This window comes from Amycolatopsis sp. lyj-112 (assembly GCF_046549055.1).
Taxonomy (GTDB): Bacteria; Actinomycetota; Actinomycetes; order Mycobacteriales; family Pseudonocardiaceae; genus Amycolatopsis.
The window spans coordinates 1-22,942 of the sequence record NZ_JAJPWS010000003.1 but is presented as its reverse complement, the minus strand read 5'-3'; the positions used below and the strand labels follow the sequence as shown (position 1 = coordinate 22,942).

The following is a 22,942-nucleotide window of genomic DNA, read 5'->3' as shown; positions in this document are numbered from 1 at the left end:
GTTTCGTCCTCTAGTTGCGGTACTTGCACGTACAACTACCGCAACTAGAGGACGAATTGCGGGGGTCGGGTCAGGACCAGGAAACGCGGTGGTCCGGGAATTCGCGGGTGGCGGCGACGCGGGCCGCTTCCTCTTCGGCGGCCTTCCGCACGGCCGGGCGCGGGGTGTCGAAGGCGGTGACGGTGAAGTCCAGCCGCTTCTTGCCGCTCGCCTTGGCCCGCCACACCCCGGCGATCTCGCCGTCGGCCAGCAGCGCACCAGGACTGCCGAGGATCTTCCAGACTTCCTTCTGCCGCGCCTTGTCCGGCACCACCACGGTCCGGTCCCGCGCTTGCACGAACGGGTCCAGCGGCGGCAGCAACCGGACCACGTCCGGCTCCGGCGGGTTCTCCAGCAACGACAGGCGGTCCTCCGGCAGGAAGGCCTTCTTGCCGTCGACGCGGACCTCCACCAGGTTGCCCGGCCACATCGCGTCGACGCCGGTGCGCGTCGTCCCGACGTACGCGGCCGCGTCGCCCGGCGCGGCGGGACCGTTGATCCGCAGATAGCCCTCGACCACGCGGGTGGCCGCCTTCGCGTCCGGCGAGGTCTTCATGGCGTTGCCTTTTTTAGAGGGAGCCGGTTCCAGTGGTGCCAGCGTCGCCGGGGTCGCACCCGCCTCCAGCCGGACCCCGGCGTGGATCGACGCCACCCGCATCAACTGCTCGTAGATGTGCACGACACCGCAGCCGCGGCAGGCGTACGAAAGGCCGTCGGGGATCAGCTTCGTCACCGCGCCGCTCACCGTGCCCTTGGTCTGCACGCCGGTGACGACCTTGCGGATCGCCTTCGCCGCGGTGAACAGAGCGTCCTTCGCGGACATTCCCGCATCCTCGACCTGCTTGCGCTGCCAGAGGATCCGGGCCATCGCGTCCTTCTCGTCGAGCGGCACGAGAGCCGCCCGGACCGCGTCCAGTTCCGCGCGGCGGTGGAAATGCGGCGCGCCGCGGTGCGTCCAGGCGAGCACGAACCGCGGGTCGTCCCAGACGGCCGGCCGCACGTCGCCGTCGAGCCGGGCGGCCAGGCCCAGCAGCGCGGTGTCGCGCTGGGAATCCTGCAGGCCGAGGTCGAACACCGCCGCCGCGGCCGCGTCCGTCTCCTCGCGGTGCAGCCCGTGCGCCGCGATCCGGTACGCCAGCACCTGCTCGCGATCGACCTCGAGCACGTCGCCTCCCTAAACCGAATATTCGAACGTGTAGGACATCGTCGGCTCGCCGAGGACGCCCGTGGTGGTGCCGGTGCCGGTGATCCCGGCGAGTTCACCCGTTCCGGAGCCCTCGACCACGGTGAACGTCGACGAGATGCCCTTCGCGTCGAACCCGGTGTCGTGCTTGACCACGAAGCTTCCCTTACGTCCGTCCACAGTGCCTTCGATGCGTTCGAGGCCCGGCGCGGTCGTCCCGCCGCCGTCGTAGCCCTCGCCCGCGTAGTACAGCAGGTAGTCGATGACCGATTCACCGTCGATCAGGCCGCTGTAGGCGAGCGTGGCGTGCGCATAAGCGACCCTGGGGCCGCCGTCGGTGCCGCTGACGATGTTTTCGTCCCAGTTCTTCATGGCGAAGGTGTTCATGGGAGTCACCCTGTCAGTCAAACCTGTCAGATCATGTCAGGTATTTCGGGGATACTGGTTCCATGCGCGCTAGCAGGCTTCTGTCGGTCCTCCTCCTGCTGCAGAACCGCGGCCGGATGACGGCGGAGGAGCTGGCGACGGAGCTGGAGGTGTCCGTCCGGACGGTTTACCGCGACGTCGAGGCCCTGTCGGCCGCCGGCGTGCCGGTGTACGCCGATCGTGGCCGTTCGGGCGGATATCAGCTGGTCGACGGCTATCGCACGCGGCTGACCGGGCTGACCGAGGAAGAGGCGCAATCGCTTTCGCTGGCCGGGCTGCCGGGTGCGGCCGCCGAACTCGGGCTGGGCACCGTCCTCGCCGCCGCGCAGCTCAAACTGCACGCGGCGCTGCCCGCGGAACTGCGTGACGGGGCGAGCAAGGTCTCCGAACGGTTCTTTCTGGACGTTCCGGGCTGGCACCGCGGGATCGAGAGCCTGCCCAGGCTGGCGGAGCTCGCCGACGCGGTCTGGCACGGGAGGCGCATCAAGGTCCGCTACGAACGGTGGGGGCAGCGCAAGGTCGACCGGGTGCTCGACCCGCTGGGCCTGATCCTCAAGGCGGGCAACTGGTACCTCGCGGCGCGTTGCGACGGGTCCGACCGGACCTACCGCATCTCCCGGATCGAGGAACTCGAAGACCTCGGCGAATCCTTCGAACGGCCGTCCGACTTCGACCTCGCGCGCTACTGGCAGGAGTGGTCGGAGCAGTTCGAGCAGCGGATGTACTCGCGCGTGGCGGTGGTCCGGCTGAACGAGTTCGCCCGCATGCTCCTACCGTTCTATCTGGGCGCCGTCGGAGCGCGGGCGTTGCGGGAAGCGGTCGACGGCGGCGCCGAGCCGGACGAGGACGGCTGGCTGAAGATGGAACTCCCGGTGGAGCCGGGCGAATCGGCCGTCGGCGAGCTGCTGCGGTTCGGCGGGAACCTCGAAGTGCTCGAACCGCCGGACCTGCGCGAGCGGCTGGCGGAGGAGATCAGGAAGATGGGCGCGCGTTATGGCTGACCTCAGCGGCATCACGATCGGGATCACCGCGGAGAGGCGGGCCGACGACTTCATCGCCGCGCTCGAGCGGAACGGCGCGACGGTGCTGCACGCGCCCACCATCCGCATCGTCCCGCTGCCCGACGACACCGAACTGCGCCGGGCGACGGACGCCGTGCTGGCCGGACCGGTCGGGTTCACCGCGGTGACGACCGGCGCCGGGTTCCGCGGCTGGCTGTCGGCCGCGGAGGGCTGGGGCCTGCACGAACCGCTGCTGGAACGGCTGAGCGCGTCGCGGATCTTCGTGCGCGGGCCGAAAGCGGCCGGTGCCGTGCGTGGTGTCGGCCTGCGCGAGGAGTTCTCCGCGCCGGAAGAGAGCAACGCCGGACTGTTCGAAGGGCTGCGCGACGCGGGCGTCGGCGGCGCGCGGGTCGCGGTCCAGCTGCACGGCACCCTGCTGCCCGAACTGACCGGGCTGCTGCGGGACGCAGGCGCGGACGTCGTCGAAGCTCAGCCGTATCGCTGGCTTTCGCCGGAGAACGTCGAACCGGTGCACACCCTCGTCGACGGAGTCGTCGAGGGGCGGGTGGCCGCGCTCGCGTTCACCAGCGCGCCCGCCGCGACGAACCTGCTCACCCTCGCGGGCTCGCGTCGCGAGGAACTCCTTGCCGCGCTGCGGGGGCCGGTGCTGTGCGCGTGCGTCGGCCCGGTGACGGCGGCGCCGCTCGAAGCGGAAGGCGTCCCGACCGTCCAGCCCGAACGTCAACGACTCGGCGCCTTGGTGAAGCTGCTCGTCGCGGAACTGAGCATTCGGCAGTCTTGACGCGGCTAGTCCGCTTTGCCAGGCTCGGGTGGACGCACGGGAGGGCGGCGGATGTCCGGGTCGCAGTCGGTCACCTTCGTGCGCGCGCTGTTGCGAAAGGGATCGTCGGTGCTGGGCGCGGGCCCGTCCGACGAAGCGCCCGACCCCGATTCCATTCCCGACTGGCGCTACCGCGAGGACGCCGGCGATTCCCTGCTGATGCGCGCGATCCGCTACTCCGCGCTCGGCCCGATCTTCTACCGCGTGGCCGCGTTTCCCAAGGTGTACATCGGTTTCCTCGTCGCGAACGGCTCGGCCGGGATCGTCCCGGTGCTGAGCACGACGATCTTGGCGGTGCTGCTGAACGTCTTCGCGGTCATGTGGGTGGTGCGAGGGCGCGGGATCCGGGCGAAGACGTCCGGGCGGCTGATGTACGCCGACCTCGCCGTGGGCCTGGTGTTCACCACGTTCGTCGCCGCGACGGCGCCGACCGCGATCCAACCGTTCGCCGTCGACGTCGCGTGGACGTGGCTGGTCGGCACGGTGGCGTTGTGGACGCTGTCGTTCGGGCTGCCCGCCGCGTTCCTGCTGCTGATCGCGGCCGTGCCGTTCCGGGCGTTCCTGACCTGGGCGGGCGGGCTCCCGATCGACCACCCGCTCGCGGTCAGCCGTTCGGTGGGGTGCATGGTCGCGCTGATCGTGGCGATGGTGACCACGGCGGGAATCCTGATCCTGCTCGGCGTCGGCACCCGGTTCGCGCTCGGGATCGGGATGCGGCGCGGGCAGGCGAGCGAGCGGCTGCGTACTCAGCGGGTGATGCACGACAGTGTGCTGCAGACCCTCGAGGCGATGGGCCTGGAAGCGCCGGACGACGACTCCGCGTCCGCGCAACGGCTCGCCGAGATGCGGGCGACCGCGCGAGCGCAAGCGGCCGAACTGCGGCGCGAACTGTCCGGCCCGGACGCGCCTTCGGCCCGTGGGCTCGCGGCGGACCTCGCCGAAGTCGCCACCGAAATGGCCCGCGACGGCCTCCGCACCCAACTGGTGGCGGCCGAGACCGAAGAGGACTACCGCCTCTCGCAGGCCCGCCGGACCGCCATCCGCGACGCCGTCCGCGAAGCGCTGCGAAACACCGTGAAGCACGCCGGGACGAATCAGGTCGTGCTTCGCGTCGAAGAGCGCGAAGGCGGCATCGCGGTCATCGCGCGGGATCAGGGGACCGGCTTCAGCATGCTGGACCGGCCGCCGGGATTCGGGATCAGTCAGTCGATCATGGCCCGGCTGGCCGAAGTCGGTGGGCGGGGAACCATCGACTCGCATCCGGGGCGGGGCACCCGGGTGACCCTTTGGGTGCCGCACTGAGGTTTTGAAGGTCCGTGAAGGCCTCCTTGAGGGAATCAGAGTCCCTCAAGGAGGCCTTCACGGACTTGGCGCAAGCCCAGAGAGCGTCAGTCTTCGGCGGGCACCTCGCCGGCGTCCATCTGTCGCACAGCTTCGCGTCCGACGGCCTCTTCGCTCAAGCCTTGCCGCCAGTAGCCCGTGAAGCAGATCGCCCGCTTGTCGATCCCGCGTTCCCGTACGAGATGTCGCCGCGCCAGCTTCACCATGTTCGCTTCGCCCGAAATCCACGCGTACGGCGTCCCGCCCGGCAGGTCCGCCTTGCGTACGGCCTCGAGAACCGCCTCACCCACGCCAGCCGAGCCGCGCACCACCCAGTGCAGCTCGACGGTGCCCTGCGTTTCGAAGACCTGCCGGTCTTCGCGATCACTGATCTCGATGTAGACCAGTGCTCGCGTCCCGGCGGGCAGCGCTTCGACGATCGCGCCGATCGCCGGGATCGCGGTCTCGTCGCCGATCAGCAGTTGCCAGGTGGTCCCCTCGGGGACGTTGTAGAGCCCGTGCGGCCCGAGGAACGCGACCCGGTCGCCCTCGGCGGCGCGCGAGGCCCACGCCGAGGCGGGACCGTCGTCGCCGTGCAGCACGAAGTCGACGTCGATCTCCCGCGCGGGCTGCCGCACCGAACGCACGGTGTAGGTGCGCATCGGCGGGCGGACGTCGTCGGGCATCGCGAGGTAGGTCCGGTACCAGGACAGGACCTCGTCGCCGGCCAGCGGCGCGGGCAGGGCCGGTTCGGACTGGCCGGGCTGCGGGAAGAACACCTTCACGTACTGGTCGGGCGCCAGGTCTTCCAGCGACGCCCCCGAGAAGGTCACCCTGCTCATATGCGGTGTCAGCCTCCGGACACCCGCCACCTTCGCCTCGATGTAACTCATTAGGCGAGGCTAACCTAAAAGAGGCCGCCCGCGGCATCGTCGTCGCCGGGATCACGCTGCCACCGGTATTTCCGCAGGTCGATGCGCTGACCGTGGGCCGGCACTCCTTCCTCGCGCAACCGTTCCAGCTGTTCGTCGAGCAGGTGTGGCGCCGGAGTCCCGTCGGCCCGCAGAATGCGGTGCCAGGGCAGATCGTGCCCGTCCTCGCTGAGGATCCGCCCGATCAACCGCGGCGACGGCGCACCCGAAACCGCCGCTATATCCCCATAAGTCGCGACCGAGCCGGCGGGCACGCTCGCGATGACCTCGCGCACCCGCTCGTGCAGTTCGTCATCCATGGGACCACTTTGCCGTGCCGCTGCGATGTTGTGTCGGCGGGGCGTGGTTCCATCGTGGTCGTGAACGGGCGGCGAACAGCGGCAGGAACCGACGCGCGGCTGGTCCGCACGCCGGTCACCGGCACGCCGTCGTTCTCGTGGGATTCCGGCGCCCGCCGCCTGCTGGCCGCCCCGGACGGCTTCCGCCGCGTGCTCGGCGGCCCGGGAACGGGGAAGACGGCGCTCCTGGCGTCGGCGGCGTCGCGGCGCATCGCGGAGGGCGCGGATCCGGAGAGCGTGCTCATCTTGACCACTTCCCGCAAGGCGGCCGAGGTCCTGCGCGCCGACATCACCCGCCGCCTGACCACCGACCCGGAGCAGGCCCCGCTGCCGCGCACCATCCGCGAACCGTTGGTGCGCACCGTGCACTCCTACGCCTACGCACTGTTACGGATGGAGGCGCAGGCCGATGACCTGCCCCCGCCCCGCCTGCTCTCCGGAGCCGAGCAGGACGTCGTCGTGCGGGAACTGCTCGCCGGTGACCTGGAGTCGGGCGCGCTCGACTGGCCGGAGCAGCTGCGGCCCGCGCTGAACGTGCCCGGGTTCGCCGAGGAACTGCGCGATCTGCTGCTCCGCGCCGCCGAACGCGGGCTCGGCCCGGAGGATCTCGCCGAACTCGGCAGGCGGCGCGGCCGGGAGGAATGGGTCGCGGCCGGTCTGTTCTGGAGCCAGTACGAAGAAGTCACGCTGTTGCAGGGCGCGGGCGGCAACGCGCTCGGCGTCGCGAGCGCTCCCGCGCTGGACGCCGCGGAGCTCGTCACCTCCGCGCTACTGGCCCTCGAAGACGACCCTGAGCTGCGGGAACGTGAGCAGCACCGGGTCCGGCACCTGTTCGTCGACGACGCCCAGCACCTCGACCCGCTGCAGACCCAGCTCATCCGGCTCATCGGGCACGCCGCCGACGAGTTCGTCGTCGCGGGTGACCCCGATCAGTCCGTGTTCTCCTTCCGTGGCGCGGATCCGAGCCTGTTCGCCGACGCGGACTCCGACGGCGAGCGCACGGTTCTCCTGACCACCAGCCACCGGCTCGCCCCGGTGATCCGCACGGCCGTCACGAAACTCGGGTCCGTGCTCGCCGGTTCGTCGCCGCACCGCAAGCTCGTCGACGCGCCGGACGCCGAGGGCGGGGCGGTCCGCGTCCGCCTGATGCCGACGCCGGCTTCCGAAGCGAGCTGGATCGCCGATCAGCTCCGCCGTGCACATCTCGTCGACGGCGTGCCGTGGTCGGAGATGGCGGTGCTCGTCCGGTCACCGGCTCGTACTTTCCTTGTCCTGCAACGTGCTCTGCGGGCGGCGGGCGTGCCGATCGGCTCGGCCACCGAGGAACTCCCGCTGGCGAAACAGCTCGCCGTCCGGCCGTTGCTGGCGGTGCTGCGGCTCGCCGCGGATCCGGATCTGCTCGACGTCGACTTCGCCGAGATGCTGCTGTCCTCGGCGCTGGGCGGCGCGGATCCGCTCGCCCTGCGGCGGCTGCGGCGCGGTCTGCGACGGCTCGAACTCGCGGGCGGAGGCCAGCGCTCCAGTGACGAGCTCCTGGTGGAAGCGTTGCGTGCCAACGATATTCTCACCGGCCTCGCCGACGCCGAGTCGCTGCCGATGCGCCGCGTCGGCGGCCTTCTCCACGCGGCCAACCAAGCCGTCCTGCGCGGCGACGGCGTCGAGCAGGTGCTGTGGGATCTCTGGCAGGCCAGCGGCCTGGAACAACGCCTGCTGCGCCTGGTCGATCGCCGCGGTTCCCTCGGCTCTCAGGCGGATCGCGATCTCGACGCGATCGTCGCGCTCTTCCACGCGGCCGGTCGTTATGTCGACAGGCTGCCGAGGGCGAGCGTGGCGTCATTCGCGGATTACCTGTCCTCGCAGAACATCGCCGGGGACACGCTGGCGCCCGCGGCGATGAAGAGCGAAGGCGTCTCGCTGCTCACGGCACACGCGGCCGCCGGTCGCGAGTGGACGGTCGTGTCGATCGCCGGCGTGCAGGAGGGCAGCTGGCCCGACCTGCGGCTGCGCGGTTCCGTCCTCGGTGTCGAGCGACTTGTCGACCTCATGTCCGGCGTCGACGACGAAAAAGTGTCCGCCACCGCGCCGATCCTGGCCGAAGAGCGGCGCCTGTTCTACCTGGCCGCCAGCCGCGCCCGGAAGACGTTGCTGGTCAGCGCGGTCGCGGGGGAGGACGAGCAGCCCTCGCGGTTCATCGACGACCTGGAGGAGAACGGCGCGGACGACGGCGGCCTGGACTCGCGGATGAAACCGGCGGGCCGTTCGCTCGTGCTGGCCGAACTCGTCGGCGAACTGCGTGAGGTCGTCTGTGATGAGGCGAGCGAACCGGAACGGCGGCAGCAGGCGGCACGGCAGCTCGCCAGGCTGGCGGCCGCCCACGTGCCGGGCGCGCATCCAGGCACCTGGTACGGCCTGCTGGAGCCGTCCACCGACGAACCCGTGCACCGGCCCGGCGATCTCATCCGGATCTCACCGTCCACTGTGGAGGTTCTGGTCAAATGCCCGCTGCGGTGGCTGATCGAACGTCATGGCGGCAGTGATCCGGCGCAGCTGGCCGCCGTCACCGGGACCCTGGTGCACGGGCTCGCGCAGGCCGTCGCGGGCGGCAGCAGCGACGAGCAGATCCGCGCGGCGCTCGACGAAGCCTGGGTGCGGGTCGACGCGGGGGCGCCGTGGTTCTCGCGGCGGGAGCGTTCACGGGTCGAGCAGATGCTGCGGAACTTCGTGTCCTGGCTGGAATCCAGCCGCAAGGAGCTGATCGAGGCCGGGGTCGAGCAGGACATCGAGGTCGAACTCCCGGTCGGAGACGACGAAGTCCGGGTGCTGTTGCGGGGCCGGGTCGACCGCGTCGAGATGGACAAGGACGGCCGCCCGGTCATCATCGACATCAAGACCGGGAAGGTCCCGATCTCGGCTTCCGACGCCGAACAGCACCCGCAGCTGGCCGCTTATCAGCTGGCCGTGCTGCTCGGCGCCATCGAGGGCGGTTCGAAACCCGGCGGCGCGCGGCTGGTCTACGTCGCGAAGTCCAACAACAAGACCGGTTCCGCCCAGCGCGAGCAGGCGCCGCTGGACGAAGACGGCGGCAAGCAGTGGCTCGAACTGGTGCGCTCGGCGGCCGGATCGGCGGCCGGGCCGGAATACGGGGTCACCGAGAACCCGGACTGTGATCGTTGCCCGGCAAGGGGTTGCTGTCCGCTGCGGCCCGAGGGCAGGCAGGTGACCGGCCCTTGATCTCCGCACTGCAGCGCCGCCAGGTCGAGCCCGCCGAGATCGCCCGCGCGCTCGGCCTGCACAGCCCCACCGAGGAGCAGGCCGCCGTCATCGCCGCGCCCGTCGAGCCGTCGCTGGTGGTCGCCGGCGCCGGCGCGGGCAAGACCGAGACGATGGCCGCGCGCGTGGTGTGGCTGGTGGCCAACAGCATCGTGCCGCCGGAACGGATCTTGGGCCTCACCTTCACCCGCAAGGCCGCCCGCCAGCTCGGCGAACGCGTGCGCACCCGGCTGCGCCGGCTCGTCGGATCCGGGCTGCTGGACAAGATCGACCCGACCGGTGACCTGCGCATGACGGTGACCGCCGGGGAGCCGACGGTCCTCACCTATCACGCGTACGCCGGGCGGCTGCTGTCCGAGCACGGGCTGCGGTTGCCGGTCCAGCCCGGTGTGCGGCTGCTTTCCGAGACGTCGTCATGGCAGATCGCGCACCGAGTCGTGTCCACTTGGGACAATGACCTCGACACCGACCGCGTGCCGTCCACGGTGACAGCGCAATTGCTGGCGCTGGCCGGGGAACTCGGCGAGCATCTGGTCGAAACCGACCGGCTCGCGCAGTACACGTCGTGGCTGTGCGACGTCATCGAGAACGCGCCGCGAGCCAAGGGGCAGCGGGCGTCGCTGCCGCAGAAGCTCGCCGAAGTCATGACGGCGCAACGGTTCCGGCTCGCGCTGCTGCCGTTGGTCGAGGGCTACCACGCGCGGAAACGGGCCGAGGGCGCGCTCGACTTCGCCGACCAGATGTCGCTGGCCGCGCAGCTCGCCGACAGCTATCCGGCGGTGGTCGCCGGTGAGCGTGAACGGTACGGCGCCGTGCTGCTCGACGAGTACCAGGACACCGGGCACGCCCAGCGGATCCTGCTGCGATCGCTGTTCGGCGGTGTCGAACATCCGCCGATGCCGGTGACGGCGGTGGGTGACCCGGCGCAGGCCATCTACGGCTGGCGGGGGGCGAGCGCGGCGAACCTGCCGCGCTTCACCACGGACTTCCCGCGGGACAACGGGGAACGGCTGGTCCCGGCACTGGATTTCGGGCTGCTGACCAGTTTCCGGAATTCGCCTCAGGTGCTGGAACTGGCCAACGCGATCTCGGAACCGTTGCGGGAGCGCGGTCTCGGTGTCGCGCGGCTGCGGGCGCTCGAAGGCGCCGGGACGTCGGACATCGCTTCCGCGCTGCTGCCGGACATCCGCGCCGAGCGCGACTGGGTGGCCGACGCGGTGGCCAAGCGCTGGTTCAAAACCGTCGAGGAAACCGGAAAACCTCCGACTGCCGCGGTCCTGGTGCGGCGACGGGCCGACATGGCGCCGATCGCGGCCGAAATGCGGGCCCGCGGGCTTCCGGTGGAGGTCGTCGGCCTCGGTGGGCTGCTCGACGAACCCGAAGTCGCGGATCTGGTCAGCACCTTGCGGGTACTCGCGGATCCGCTGGCGGGCAGTGCGGCCGCGCGCCTGCTGACCGGGGCGCGCTGGCGGATCGCGGCGGCCGACCTCGCGGCGCTGTGGCGGCGTGCGGGCGAACTCTCCTCGCCGGTCCCTCCATCGAAGTCCGATGTGGACGAACCGGTGCTGGTGACCGAACGAGTCGAACAGGCGGGCCTCGCCGACGCGATCGACGATCCCGGTACGCCGGAACGGTATTCGCCCGAGGGCTATCGGCGGGTCCGGCGGGTCGGTGCCGAGCTTTCGGCGTTGCGCCGCCGTCTCGACCAGTCGCTGCCCGAACTGGTCGCCGACGTGGAACGCACGATGCTGCTCGACGTCGAGTCGCTGGCCCGCCCCGGACCGGCCGGGCGCGCACACCTGGACGCCTTCGCCGACGTCGTCACCGATTTCGCCGAGTCCTCGCCGACGGCCACCCTGCTGTCCTTTGTGGACTATCTGAACACCGCCGCGCACGCGGAAGACGGTCTCACCCCCGGTGAGGTGGAGGTCGTCCCGGACCGCGTCCAGGTGCTCACCGTGCACTCGGCCAAGGGTCTGGAGTGGCAGATCGTCGCCGTTCCGCATCTGGTCAAGGAGGTCTTCCCGGGCAGGCGGCGTTCGTCGTCCTGGCTGCGGACTTCGACGTCGCTCCCGGCCACGCTGCGGGGCGACTCGGAAGACCTGCCGGAACTGCGCGTCGCCGACGGCTATGACCGCAAGGAAGTCCAGGAAGCCCTGGAGCTGCACGAAGAGGGCTTCATCGCACGAGAAGCCGACGAGGAGCGACGGCTCTGCTACGTCGCGCTGACCCGTTCCGAGCACACGCTGCTGGTTTCCGGGCATTGGTGGAACGAAAGCAGCGCGCGGCCGAAGGGGCCGTCGGAGTTCCTGGTCGAAATCGGCGATGTGATGAGGGAGGGCTCGGTCGGCCGGATCGAACACTGGGCCGACGAGCCCGAGACCGACGGGGAGAACCCGCTGGTCGCCGATTCCCGCAAGTCGCGGTGGCCGGTCGATCCGCTGTGGCCGCGGCGCGAGGGCGTCACCAACGGCGTCGATCTCGTGCTCGCCGCGATGGAAGCCGCCGAAGAGCCGGAGGATCCGGACAAAGAAGAAGAAGCCGATCCGGACGGCTGGATTTCCGACACCGAGGTGCTGCTGGCCGAGCGGGCCCGGGCGCAGAACCGGGTCCAGCAGGTCGTGCTGCCGCCGCATCTTTCGGTGAGCCAGCTGGTCGAGCTGTCGGCCGATCCGGACGCGCTGGCCCAACGGCTGCGGCGGCCGCTTCCCGTGCGCCCCAACACTTACGCTCGCCGGGGGACGGCGTTCCACGGCTGGCTGGAGCAGCGGTTCGGCGGCGAGCAGCTGCTGGAGATCGACGACCTGCCGGGGGCGGCGGACGTCGACGAGGCACCCGATTCCGAGCTGGAGGCGCTGCAGACGGCCTTCGAGAAGAGCGAGTGGGCGAACCGGGTGCCGCACGCGGTCGAGGTCCCGTTCTCGGCCGACGTCGTGGGCGTGACCCTCCGCGGCCGGATGGACGCCGTGTTCGCCGACCCCGACGGCGGCTGGACCGTCGTCGACTGGAAGACCGGCGCGGTCCCGGAAGCCGGCCGTCTCCCGGCGCTGGCCGTGCAGCTCGCGGCGTACCGGCTGGCGTGGGCGGCGCTGCGGAAGGTGCCGTTGGAGAAGGTGCGGGCTGCCTTCCACTACGTCAAGCACGACAAGACCGTGCGGCCTGCCGACCTGCTGGACGCCGAAGGACTGCGGGAACTCCTGCGGAGCGTGCCGGAGGTTTAGGCAACTACCGCAATTAGAGGACTAATTGCGGGGTTCTGGGCGTGGGTCAGGCGCGGTCGCGGACCTTCAGCGCCCAGGTCACCAGCGGAATCTGGAGCGGCACCCTGGCCCAGAAAGCCGCCCGCATGAGCTTCGGGGCTTTCCTGCGGTCGGCGTCGGCGGCCATCTTGACGTTCCCCGGCAGCACCACGACGAACAGCAGCGCGGCCGCGAGCCCGCCGAGCCGCCGCGTCTTGGGGGAGGCGACCGCGGCGGCGACACCCAGCTCGGCGACACCCGAGCCGTAGGTCCACGCGCGGGCGGAGCCGGGAAGCTGCTTCGGGATGATGGCGTCGAAGGGCTTGGGCTGGACGAAGTGCAGGACGCCGGCGGCGCCGAGCAGGCCGGCGAGGAAATACGCGGGCCGCTGAGACGGCTTGGAATCCGAAGACATGCTCTGAGCTTCGCATACCGAGCTGAACGGAACGTTCGTCGGCTATCCTCGGCGACCGTGAGTGACGCGGACCAGGCCGGAGCCTGTGCATGAAGGTTCTCAACCGTTTCCCGGTCCGGCTGAGCGACCGCCCGGACCACGAGCTCGTCGGCGTGATCAAGATGCCGGAGCTGACGGTTAGTCCGCTGAGGGCGATTCTCAAACGGCTCGTCGGTGCGACGCTCGCCCTGCTCGCGACCGTTCTGATCGTCTATTTCGACCGGGACGGCTACCGCGACGCCAACGGCGACGGGCTCAGCTTCCTCGACAGCCTCTACTACGCGACGGTCTCGCTGTCGACCACCGGTTACGGCGACATCGCTCCCGCGACGTCGTCGGCCCGGCTCGTCAACGTCCTGGTGATCACCCCGCTGCGGGTGCTCTTCCTCATCGTCCTGGTCGGTACCACCCTCGAAGTGCTCACTGAGCGCTCTCGCCAGGCTTTCAAGATCCAAAAATGGAGGACGAAGGTGCGGGACCACACGGTCGTCGTCGGATTCGGCACGAAGGGCCGGTCGGCGGTCAACGCGCTGCTCGGGGACGAGAACGTCGAACCCGACCACATCGTCGTCGTCGATACCGACCAGCAGGCCCTCGAAGCGGCCACCTCGCTCGGCCTGGTGGTCGTGCACGGTTCGGCCACCCGCGCCGACGTGTTGCGGGTCGCCGGCGTCCAGCGGGCCAAGGCCGTCGTCGTCGCCCCGAACCGGGACGACACGGCGGTGCTGGTCACGCTGACCGCGCGCGAGCTGGCGCCGAAGGCGCACATCGTGGCGTCGGTGCGGGAGGCGGAGAACGTCCACCTGCTCAAGCAGTCGGGCGCGAACCAGGTCGTGGTGTCGAGCGAGACCGCCGGGCGGCTGCTCGGCATGGCGACGTCGTCGCCGCTGGTGGTCGACATGGTCGAGGACCTGCTCACCCCCGAGTCCGGCCTCGCGATCGCCGAACGTGCCGTGGAACCGTCCGAAGAGGGTGGTTCGCCCCGGCATCTGGGAGACATCGTGCTCGGCGTCGTCCGCGACAATGTTCTGTACCGCGTGGACGCCCCGCAGGCCGATGCGATCGAGCCGGGCGACAGGCTGCTCTACATCCGCAAGGTCACGTCCGCGGAGACGATCGAGCGCTGACGCGAAGGCGGTAGCAAGGGACCTTTGCTACCGCCTCGCTGGTCGAGAGGGCTCGCTGTGTTTTGCCGCCGGGTTCTGGAACCATGGCGTTCGTGCGCAAGCGATCGGACCCCGTCAGAGGGCTCACCCCGGGGTGGAACTCCCTGGCCGTGGCGGCCGGTGCCGTCCTGCTGGTGATCTTTCTGGCCTGGTTCGCCGGGCCGGGGTTGTTCGGCATCACGAACGACGCCCAGGGGACGACCGTCCAGGCCGAGGTCGTCCAGCCCGCTCCGTGTGCGGGCGGCGGGGCCACCGAGACCGTGAAATTCGAGTTCGGCGGCAAGCCCATGGAGGGTTCGCTCAACGGCTGCGGCCACGGCAAGGGTGAGCGGATCGAGGTCGTCGTGCCCGACGGCGCATCGGGCGACGCGGTGTCGGTACACGCGGCCGATGCGGCGGCGGGGGCCAGCGACGCACGGCGACCCCTGGGGCTCGCGCTGCTGGTGTTCAGTTGCTTCGCGGGCGGGATGTACGTCTTCCTCGTGCTGCGCGGACCGCGTCGCCTGGCGACGGCGTGACCGGACTGTGTCTGGTCGTCGCGCGCGCTTCTTCCTAAGGTTCTCGCGATGCCTGGGGGTGACGCGAGATGGTCGAGCAAGACCGAATCGGCGACGAAGCCGAATCCGTCGGTGAGCGGCGGAGCGGGTCACCGTGGCTGTCCGGCGTGATCGGGCTGGTGGTCATGCTCGTCGGGGGCCTGATCTTCATCGGTGCCCGAGTGCTCGCACCGAACGGCGAGGCCGAATCGCCGCCTCCTCCGCCGGAACCGCCCGTCTGTGCTCCGGCGGACGTCAAGATCGCCGACGGCAAGCCGATGCCCCGCGAGTTGCCCGAGCCGCTGGTCACGCTGCCGACCGGGTGCCTGCCTCCGGAACCCGGGGCCGCCATCACGTTCGCCGACGTCGTCGTGGGAGACGGGGCGGAAGTGAAGCAGGGTGCCGCCTACCTGGCCTACTTCGCGCTCTACGACCTCGGTACCGGCAAGCTGGTCGCCTCCCACTGGAAGCCGGAGCACAAGTACGGCGGCCTGACCGGCGGTAAAGCCGACCTGACCGGCGACCTCTGGAGCCGCGGCCTCGCCGGGATGAAGTCCGGCGGACGGCGGGTGCTCCTGCTGCCCGCGGTCACCGGTGAGCTCGCGCAGGATCCGGTGGAGATGTTCCGTACGGTCCCGCTGGTCGCGGTCGTCGACGTGACGACGTCGTGAGTGATCCGGGTCGTTAGAACGACCCGAATCACTCACGAGTCAGGAAACGGCGGTGCCCGGGGCCGAGAAGGTGTTGCAGTCGGCGATCCGGTTGTTGCTCGCACCCGCCCGCCACCACGACGCGTAGTGCGCGTTCGTGCCGTGGTCCTGGCTGCGTGAGGTGTTGTCGCCCCGGGTCTCCTGGTCGTTCCAGGCCTTGTTGTACATGTCCCGGGTGACCGTGCCGCCCTGGTCGACGTGCGCGCCGAGGAACATCCCGGAGAAGCACTGCGCCTGCAGTTCCTTGCGGCGTGACATCTCCAGGCCGGACGGGCTGCTCTGGCCCGCGTCGTAGATCTTCTGCCAGGCCGCGTCCATCAGCCCGGCGACCTCTTGCACGTGGTGCCCGTACTCGTGCGCGAAAAGGGCCAGGTAGACGCCGGGGTTGTTGCCGTACTGGTCGGTCTGCAGACCCCGGAACGGCACGTAGAGGTTGTTCTCGCAGTAGTACGCCGCCGTCGCGATGCCCACCTGGATCGTGCCGCATTCGGTGTCGAAGCTGGCGCCGGTCGGGAAGTGCAGGGCGGGCGGGGTGAACGGCAGGCGGTAGGCATCGAGGAACGGGCCCCACGCCTCGTCGAGGCATTTGCCGGCGGCGGTGAAGAACGCTTCGGAGGCTTGCTGGCTGCTCTGCCACTGCGGCAGCGCGCAGACACGGTTCCGCAGGCCGGCGTTGGGATCCTGGAGTATCGGGTGGTCGGCGAGCTTGAGGATCTTCTGCGGCCCGCTCGGCGACGTCGCCGGCCTGGACGGCGAGGTCGGGAACGGGTTCGGCGAAGACGAGGGGGACGACGACCCGCTCGGCGGCAGGGCCGCCGGGGAAGTCGGGTTCGGGGAGTTCTGGAAGCCCGCGTTCGCTACGTGATCGCTGTCGCCACGATTGAGTGAAACGATCGCGACCAGGCCGAGGACCAGCACGGCCACCGCGCCGAGGCAGATGCCGACGATCGCGCCGGCGGACCGGCGCGGCGGCGTGGGGAACTGGTGCGGTGCACCGTTCCATGGAGACGGGGGCTGGCCGCCGTGCACCGGCGGTGGCTGGACGGCGCCGCGTGGCGGCCACTGGCCGTGGGGCGGTTGCGTCATCAAGGCAGTCCCGGTGGTTCTAGGGGAGAGTCGGGGGTACCCGGCCCAAGGTTCAGCATAACGAGCGAACGGCACCCCTTCCCACTGCTCGGCTGCAGAGGGTATCCATCGTGAGGCGAGCGGTCACCCATCAGTGTCGTCACCCCAGCTCTAGCTGGGTGTCGGCCCCTCTGGAAGAGTGTGCGTAAGCAACGTTCAGGTAAGGGGCTGTCGCATGACGGAGACCGGTGGACCGTCCGGGCCGGAAGGTACCGAGACGCCGAAGCCGCAGGCGGGCACACCTGTGCCGCCGAGCACGCCATCACAGGGTGAAGTGCAGCCGCCGGCCGCGCCTCAATGGCAGTCACCGTCGGGAGCGACACCGCCGCCTCCCCTGCCGCCACCTCCTCCTTTCCCGCCGCAGCAGCCGGACTGGAAGGTCGGTCTCGGCAGGCCGGGAGTCATCCCGCTGCGCCCGCTGAACCTGACCGACATCCTCGACGGCGCGGTCACGGCCATGCGCCGGCACTGGCGGATGATCTTCGGCGCCGCCGCGGTGACCGCCGTGCTCACCGCGGCCATCAACCTGGTCGGGTTGCTGCTGATCGACACCACCGCGGACCTCGAAGAGATCCGCGACCTGGGCCCGGCGGCGACCGACCAGGAACTGCTGAACCAGATGGCGGGCCTTCTCGGCGGGACCCTGGCGTCGACCTCCATCACCCTCGTCGCGACGCTGCTCGGGACGACGATCCTCACCGGCTTCCTGACCGTCGTGATGGGCAAGGCCGTGCTGGGCAAGCCGATCACCTTCAAGGAAGCCCTGAAGGAGGCGACGCCCCGGCTGCTGCCGCTGCTCGGGCTGACCGTGCTCTACACGCTGGCGATCCTGGTCGCGGCGATCTTCTGCCTCCTGCCCGCGATCATCCCGTACACCTTCTGGGCGCTGGCCAGCCCGGCGTTCATCCTGGAACGCGGCACGGTGATCGAGGCGTTCCGCCGGTCGGTGAAGCTGGTCTCGGGCATGTTCTGGCGGGTCTTCGGGATCCTGCTGCTGGCCTACGTGATCTCGTCGCTGCTGGCGTCGATCATCTCGCTGCCGTTCAGCTTCAGCGCGTTCCTGTCGATCTTCGGCAACCTGGACCAGGTGTACGTCCCGTCGACCGGTGACCTGATCCTGCAGTCGGTGGGCACGGTGATCGCACAGACGATCGTCGCGCCGTTCACCGCGCTGGTGACCGTGATCCTCTACATCGACCAGCGGATGCGCCGCGAAGGCATGGACATCGAACTGGCCCGGGCTGCGGGCATCACGCCGCCGCCCCCGCCGCAGGCATGGTGACGCGCTTCCTCACCGACGTCCCGGTCGACATCGACCGGGACACCGCGCGCCTGCGCGCGGCCGAGGAGCTTTCGGGATCGGCGTACCAGGCCGCGAAACCGAGTTGGCTGTCCGAAGCGTTCAACTGGGTGCTCGAAAAGCTGCTCATGTTCCTGAACACGGTCGACTCCGCCGTGCCCGGCGGGATCTTCGCCGTGGTGCTGCTGGTCGTCGTGCTGATCGTGCTGGTGGTGGTGATCCGGCTGCGCTCCGGCCCGCTGGCGACGGCGGCCAAGGGCGAGCGCGCCGTGTTCGCCGGGCGGCGCAAGGCGTCCGGCGAATATCGCAAGGCCGCCGAGGAGGCCGCCGCGCGCGGTGACTTCGACGAGGCCGTCCGCGAGCGTTTCCGTGCCGTGGTGCGCTCTTTGGAGGAGCGCACGCTGCTGGACGAGAAGTCCGGCCGCACCGCCGACGAGGCCGCGGCCGAAGCGGGACGCCTGCTCCCGGACGTCGCCGAACCCCTGCGCTCCGGCGCCCGGCTGTTCGACGATGTCCACTATGGAGGGATCCCGGCCACCGAGCCCGGCTACCGTTCACTGTCAGATTTGGACGATCGCTGCCGCCGTGCCCGCCCCGTCGCACTGGCGGCCGGATGACCTCGGTATCCCCGGACGCCGGCCGGATCTGGCGCGGGGTAAGGATTCCGCTCGCGGTGGTCCTGCTCCTGGTGGTCACCGGCACGCTCCTCGTACTCGCCCGCGGCGAGCAGACCACCGGCGCGCTCGAACCCGGTTCCTACGAACCCGGAGGCGGCCGCGCGCTGGCGACTTTGCTGGAACGTGAAGGCGTCAAGATCACCACGGTGCGCACGGCGGCCGAGGCCAGGGACGCCGCCCAGGACTCGACCGTCCTGATCACGCGGCCCGACTTCGTGCCGGAACGCCTCTACGGCCAGATCCGGGATCGCGCGCGGCGAATTCTCCTTGTACAGCCTGGTCCGCAGACGGTCGAGAGCCTGCTCCCGCCCGTCGAAGCCGACGTCCAGGACGAGGTCGAAAGCCGTGCACCGGGTTGTCAGGCGGAGGACGCCGTCGCGGCCGGGAACGTCACGCTCGGCGGGATGCTCTACCGCAGTTCCCTGCGGCAGGCGCAAGTTTGCTACAACGGCTCGTTCGTCGAACTGCCCGACCGGGAGACCACGGTCACCGTGCTCGGCGCGCCCGATCCGCTCACCAACGAGCGGCTGGCGGAGGAGGGCAACGCGGCCTTGGCGATGCGGTCGCTCGGCAAGCACGAGCGGCTCGTCTGGTACCTGCCGAGCCCGGCCGACCCGTCGCTCGGCGCCGAGGAGAAACCGCTGTCCGAACTGATCCCGGCGGGCTGGTCGTACGCGGCCCTGCAGGCCGGGATCGCCGTGGTGTTCCTGGCTTTGTGGCGCTCCCGGCGACTGGGCCCGGTGGTGACCGAGCCGATCCCGGTCGTGGTGCGCGCGGCCGAAGCCACCGAGGGACGGGCTCGGTTGTATCGCAAATCGAAGGCCGCCGCGCACGCCGGGGAGACCCTGCGCGAGGCGGCCCGCGCGCGGCTTCGGCCGTTGCTGGGGCTGACCCGCGACGCCGAACCCGCCGCACTGGTGGCATCCGTCGCCGCGCGGACCGGCCGGGCCCCGGCCGAGATCGGCGCGCTGCTGTACGGGCACCCGCCCGCCGATGACGCCGCCCTGGTGCGGCTGGCGGACGGACTCGACGTCGTGGAACGAGAGGTGGAGCGGTCTTGAGTACCGAACAGACCGAACAGTCCAGTGTGGACAGTGCGGCCGAAGCGAGGGCGGCGCTGATCGCCCTGCGGACCGAGGTCGGCAAGGCCGTCGTGGGCAACGACGCGGCCATCACCGGGCTCATCATCGCCCTGCTGTGCCGGGGGCACGTGCTGCTCGAAGGCGTTCCCGGAGTGGCGAAGACGTTGCTGGTACGGGCTTTGGCCGCGTCGCTGGACCTGAAGATGACCCGGGTGCAGTTCACCCCGGACCTGATGCCGGGCGACGTCACCGGTTCGATCGTCTACGACGCGCACAGCGGCGAGTTCTCCTTCCGCGAGGGCCCGGTGTTCACCAACCTGCTGCTGGCCGACGAGATCAACCGCACCCCGCCGAAGACGCAGTCGTCGCTGCTGGAGGCGATGGAGGAGCGGCAGGTCTCCAGCGACGGCAAGACCCGGCCGCTGCCCGACCCGTTCATCGTGATCGCGACGCAGAACCCGGTCGAATACGAAGGCACGTACCCGCTTCCGGAAGCGCAGCTCGACCGGTTCCTGCTGAAGCTGACCATGCCGACACCGTCGCGTGAGGACGAATTCGGCATCCTTTCCCGGCACGCACAGGGTTTCGACCCGAGGAACCTGGCCGCGGCCGGTATCAAACCGGTCGCCGGCGCCGCCGAACTCGAAGCCGCGCGCCGGGCCGTCGCCGGAGTGACCGTGCGCCCCGAGGTACTCGCCTACATCGTCGACGTCTGCCGCGCGACACGCGCGCTGCCGTCGGTCCGCATCGGCGTTTCCCCGCGTGGCGCGACGGCCCTGCTCGCCGCGACCCGGGCGTGGGCGTGGCTCGCGGGCCGTGACTACGCCACCCCGGACGACGTCAAAGCCTTGGCACGGCCGTCTTTGCGGCACCGGCTCGATCTGCGTCCGGAGGCCGAACTCGAAGGCGCGACCGCGGACGGTGTGCTGGACCGCGTCCTCGCGTCCGTGCCCGTCCCACGCTGATGGCCGTCACCGGGCGGCTCGGGCTGCTGGCGCTCCTCGCGGCGCCGGCGGTCGGCTTCCTGCTGCCCTCGTGGGCCGGGATCGGGCTGGCCGCGGCGGTTCTGCTCGTTCTGGTGATGGCCGACCTCCTGCTCGCCGGGAGCGTGCGGCGCCTGCAGTTCGCGCGTTCCGGTGCGACGTCCGTGCGGCTGGGGGAAGGCTGCGAGGTCACGCTCACGGTGGCCAACCCGGGCGGCCGTCCGGTGCGCGCGTGGCTGCGGGACGCCTGGCCGCCCAGCGCGGCCGCCGAAGACAGGCACCGGTTTTCCCTGCCCGCGGGCGAACGCCGCACCGTCGTCACCCGGCTGCTGCCGACCCGGCGCGGCGACCGGCGGGCGGCCAGGGTCACCGTCCGCTCGACCGGCCCGCTCGGCCTCGCGGCGCGGCAGGGCTCGCACGAGGTGCCGTGGACCGTGCGTGTGCTGCCGCCGTTCCACAGCCGCAAGCATCTGCCGTCTCGACTGGCCCGGCTGCAGCAGCTCGACGGCCGCAACGCCGTGCTGATCCGGGGCCAGGGCACGGAATTCGACTCCCTGCGCGAGTACGTCATCGGCGACGACGTCCGCTCGATCGACTGGCGCGCCTCGGCTCGCGCGTCCGACGTCATGGTGCGGACCTGGCGTCCGGAACGCGACCGGCAGGTGGTGCTGGTGCTCGACACCGGCCGGGTTTCGGCGGGCCGGGTGGGCGACGCGCCGCGGCTCGACGCGGCGATGGACGCGGCGCTCCTGCTGGCCGTGCTGGCCTCGCGAGCGGGCGACCGCGTCGACCTGCTGGCCTACGACCGTCAGGTACACGCCGCGGTCCAGGGCTCGACGGAGCTGTTGCCCGCCTTGGTGAACGCGATGGCGCCACTCGAACCGTCGCTGATCGAGACCGACGCGCGCGGGATGGTCGCGGAGGTGCTGCGGCGGACCAGGCGGCGCGCGCTGGTCGTCCTGCTGACCGGCCTGGACGCGGCACCGCTGGAAGAGGGACTGTTCCCGGTGCTGTCCAAGCTGACGTCACGGCACCAGCTGATGATCGCTTCGGTGGCGGATCCGCGGGTGGCCGAGATGGCGGCCGGGCGCGGCGACGCGGAAGCCGTCTACGACGCGGCCGCCGCCGAGCGGGTGCTGGCCGAACGGCGCCAGGTCACCGCGCGGCTGGCGAGGCACGGGGTCGAGGTCGTCGACGCGGTGCCGGAGGACCTGCCGCCTCAGCTGGCCGACCGGTATCTCGCGCTGAAGGCCGCCGGACGACTGTGATGCCGCTGGTGCGTCGGCTGAACCCGATGGGGTGGTGCGGGTTGGCTGCGGGTGTCGCGGGCTGTTAGGTCGGAAGGAGTTCCAGACCTGACAGGATTGGGGTTCGGTTTGCGCAGGGTCGTGCTGTTCTTCGCGATGCTCCCGGTCTTACTGCTCGTGACGCCCGCTTCGGCGCAGCCCGCCGGAACACCCGTCTACCTCGCCGACGGCGGTGGAACCGTCTCGCTCGCGGTGATCGACGGCAAGGCGGTCCTCGCCGACGCCAAGGACGCCGGGGCGCAGTGGGTGTACGACAAGCCGGCGCTCTCGTACAAACATGTCGCGAGTGGACAGTGCCTGGCGGCGATCAGCCCCGTCGACGGCGTCGGCGTGAAACTCGTGGCGTGCGACGGCAAAGACCGCTACCAGCAGTGGCGCCGCAACGCCGGGGCGCCCGGGCTCGTGGTGCTGGCGAACGTGGCGACCGCGCGCTGCCTGACCGCGGAGGCGTCGACGGCGGGAGCGCGGCTCTACCAGGAAGTCTGCTCGCTGCCCGGACTGTCGAACAACTGGGCGGCCGGAGTGCGGACGCTCGCGATCCTGTCCGGCAATGGCCAGCGGCTGTCGTCGAAGGCGCCGGGTCAGCCGTTCGTGGTGCGCGTGATCGGGGAGAACGGCCAGCCCGCGGCCGACGTCCCGGTGAACTTCTTCGTACGCGCGGCGCGGCCCAAGAACGTGCTGGTCTTCGAGGGAGGCGCGGAGACGGCGGCGGCGAAGACCGGCGCCGACGGCTCCGCGTCGAGCCCGAAGGTGGTGCTGACCGAACCCGGCGAGTTCGAGATCCGGTATGCCGGGAGCGCGAGCTTGGAGGACGGCAACAGCATCGCCTTCGAAGGCAGCTGCACCTGCTGAGCAAGCGGTGTCGTGAGTGATTCGGGTCGTTCTAACGACCTGTCTGAGTTCAGGACATCGTGCACAGTTGATGTTTCAGGACATCGTGAACACTTGACCGGCCTGTCGGTGTGGTGGCCAGGGGTGTTGTGGTGATCATGCGGCGATGGGCAGAGCAGGGT

At 70.5% G+C, this 22,942-nt stretch carries 20 protein-coding genes; 14 read left to right on the top strand and 6 right to left on the bottom strand.

The genetic code is table 11. The features are described 5' to 3' along the window. Positions 1 to 70 precede the first annotated feature (70 nt). Positions 71 to 1,204, bottom strand: a complete 1,134-nt coding sequence (locus tag ACLJRL_RS11975; protein WP_410656197.1) for a DNA glycosylase AlkZ-like family protein — start codon at positions 1,202 to 1,204, stop codon at positions 71 to 73. A gap of 9 nt (positions 1,205 to 1,213) precedes the next feature. Beyond that, entirely contained in the window at positions 1,214 to 1,609 is a 396-nt protein-coding gene (locus ACLJRL_RS11970) for a DUF3224 domain-containing protein (RefSeq protein ID WP_410656196.1), read from the bottom strand. Positions 1,610 to 1,671: 62 nt separating this feature from the next. Between ACLJRL_RS11970 and ACLJRL_RS11965 the strand changes: the two genes are divergently transcribed. The 3 genes from ACLJRL_RS11965 to ACLJRL_RS11955 are packed head-to-tail and all read left to right on the top strand — an operon-like array spanning position 1,672 to position 4,792. After that, positions 1,672 to 2,649 (top strand): helix-turn-helix transcriptional regulator, encoded by a 978-nt coding sequence (locus ACLJRL_RS11965; protein ID WP_410656195.1) that lies wholly within the window; start codon positions 1,672 to 1,674, stop codon positions 2,647 to 2,649. Further along, positions 2,642 to 3,451 carry a uroporphyrinogen-III synthase gene (locus tag ACLJRL_RS11960; RefSeq protein WP_410656194.1) on the top strand — a complete coding sequence of 270 codons (810 nt, stop codon included), beginning with the start codon at positions 2,642 to 2,644 and terminating at the stop codon, positions 3,449 to 3,451. Before ACLJRL_RS11965 ends, ACLJRL_RS11960 begins: the two co-directional genes overlap by 8 nt. 51 nt (positions 3,452 to 3,502) lie before the next feature. Beyond that, on the top strand, positions 3,503 to 4,792 hold the full coding sequence (locus ACLJRL_RS11955) for a sensor histidine kinase (protein ID WP_410656193.1): 1,290 nt from the start codon (positions 3,503 to 3,505) through the stop codon (positions 4,790 to 4,792). Positions 4,793 to 4,878: 86 nt separating this feature from the next. On the opposite strand, the gene ACLJRL_RS11950 is transcribed toward ACLJRL_RS11955, so the two are convergent. After that, the gene (locus ACLJRL_RS11950; RefSeq protein WP_410656192.1) at positions 4,879 to 5,703 is read right to left on the bottom strand and encodes a siderophore-interacting protein; all 825 of its coding nucleotides are present in this window, start codon (positions 5,701 to 5,703) and stop codon (positions 4,879 to 4,881) included. A gap of 14 nt (positions 5,704 to 5,717) precedes the next feature. Then, positions 5,718 to 6,041 carry an MGMT family protein gene (locus ACLJRL_RS11945; RefSeq protein WP_410656191.1) on the bottom strand — a complete coding sequence of 108 codons (324 nt, stop codon included), beginning with the start codon at positions 6,039 to 6,041 and terminating at the stop codon, positions 5,718 to 5,720. Positions 6,042 to 6,095: 54 nt separating this feature from the next. Here ACLJRL_RS11945 and ACLJRL_RS11940 point away from each other — a divergent pair, with 54 nt between their 5' ends. Both ACLJRL_RS11940 and ACLJRL_RS11935 read left to right on the top strand, forming a co-directional pair. Beyond that, on the top strand, positions 6,096 to 9,311 hold the full coding sequence (locus ACLJRL_RS11940; protein ID WP_410656190.1) for an ATP-dependent helicase: 3,216 nt from the start codon (positions 6,096 to 6,098) through the stop codon (positions 9,309 to 9,311). Continuing rightward, positions 9,308 to 12,571 (top strand): ATP-dependent helicase, encoded by a 3,264-nt coding sequence (locus ACLJRL_RS11935; RefSeq protein WP_410656189.1) that lies wholly within the window; start codon positions 9,308 to 9,310, stop codon positions 12,569 to 12,571. The genes ACLJRL_RS11940 and ACLJRL_RS11935 overlap by 4 nt, the downstream gene beginning before the upstream one ends. 46 nt (positions 12,572 to 12,617) lie before the next feature. Here the strand turns inward: ACLJRL_RS11935 and ACLJRL_RS11930 are convergent, their stop codons facing one another. Beyond that, on the bottom strand, positions 12,618 to 13,004 hold the full coding sequence (locus ACLJRL_RS11930) for a MauE/DoxX family redox-associated membrane protein (protein WP_410656188.1): 387 nt from the start codon (positions 13,002 to 13,004) through the stop codon (positions 12,618 to 12,620). 89 nt (positions 13,005 to 13,093) lie between these two features. Between ACLJRL_RS11930 and ACLJRL_RS11925 the strand changes: the two genes are divergently transcribed. From ACLJRL_RS11925 to ACLJRL_RS11915, 3 genes are all read left to right on the top strand, one after another. Next, positions 13,094 to 14,170: a potassium channel family protein gene (locus tag ACLJRL_RS11925; RefSeq protein WP_410656187.1), complete on the top strand. Its 1,077-nt coding sequence runs from the start codon at positions 13,094 to 13,096 to the stop codon at positions 14,168 to 14,170. A gap of 149 nt (positions 14,171 to 14,319) precedes the next feature. Further along, positions 14,320 to 14,727: a hypothetical protein gene (locus ACLJRL_RS11920; RefSeq protein WP_410656897.1), complete on the top strand. Its 408-nt coding sequence runs from the start codon at positions 14,320 to 14,322 to the stop codon at positions 14,725 to 14,727. A gap of 68 nt (positions 14,728 to 14,795) precedes the next feature. After that, a complete protein-coding gene (locus ACLJRL_RS11915) occupies positions 14,796 to 15,416 on the top strand; it encodes a hypothetical protein (RefSeq protein ID WP_410656186.1) in 621 nt (206 codons plus the stop codon). Between the two features lie 39 nt (positions 15,417 to 15,455). Here the strand turns inward: ACLJRL_RS11915 and ACLJRL_RS11910 are convergent, their stop codons facing one another. Beyond that, entirely contained in the window at positions 15,456 to 16,541 is a 1,086-nt protein-coding gene (locus ACLJRL_RS11910; protein ID WP_410656185.1) for a neutral zinc metallopeptidase, read from the bottom strand. A gap of 214 nt (positions 16,542 to 16,755) precedes the next feature. On the opposite strand from ACLJRL_RS11910, the gene ACLJRL_RS11905 reads away from it, so the two are divergent. The 6 genes from ACLJRL_RS11905 to ACLJRL_RS11880 all read left to right on the top strand — a co-directional run bounded on the left by ACLJRL_RS11905 (position 16,756) and on the right by ACLJRL_RS11880 (position 22,781). Next, positions 16,756 to 17,862, top strand: a complete 1,107-nt coding sequence (locus tag ACLJRL_RS11905; RefSeq protein ID WP_410656184.1) for a hypothetical protein — start codon at positions 16,756 to 16,758, stop codon at positions 17,860 to 17,862. After that, positions 17,856 to 18,497: a DUF4129 domain-containing protein gene (locus tag ACLJRL_RS11900; RefSeq protein WP_410656183.1), complete on the top strand. Its 642-nt coding sequence runs from the start codon at positions 17,856 to 17,858 to the stop codon at positions 18,495 to 18,497. The genes ACLJRL_RS11905 and ACLJRL_RS11900 overlap by 7 nt, the downstream gene beginning before the upstream one ends. Next, positions 18,494 to 19,618, top strand: coding sequence for a DUF4350 domain-containing protein (locus tag ACLJRL_RS11895; RefSeq protein ID WP_410656182.1), 1,125 nt, complete (start codon positions 18,494 to 18,496; stop codon positions 19,616 to 19,618). The genes ACLJRL_RS11900 and ACLJRL_RS11895 overlap by 4 nt, the downstream gene beginning before the upstream one ends. 26 nt (positions 19,619 to 19,644) lie before the next feature. Further along, on the top strand, positions 19,645 to 20,604 hold the full coding sequence (locus tag ACLJRL_RS11890; RefSeq protein WP_410656896.1) for an AAA family ATPase: 960 nt from the start codon (positions 19,645 to 19,647) through the stop codon (positions 20,602 to 20,604). Beyond that, on the top strand, positions 20,604 to 21,890 hold the full coding sequence (locus ACLJRL_RS11885; protein ID WP_410656181.1) for a DUF58 domain-containing protein: 1,287 nt from the start codon (positions 20,604 to 20,606) through the stop codon (positions 21,888 to 21,890). Before ACLJRL_RS11890 ends, ACLJRL_RS11885 begins: the two co-directional genes overlap by 1 nt. A 108-nt stretch (positions 21,891 to 21,998) precedes the next feature. Next, positions 21,999 to 22,781, top strand: a complete 783-nt coding sequence (locus ACLJRL_RS11880) for a hypothetical protein (RefSeq protein ID WP_410656180.1) — start codon at positions 21,999 to 22,001, stop codon at positions 22,779 to 22,781. Positions 22,782 to 22,942 lie beyond the last annotated feature (161 nt).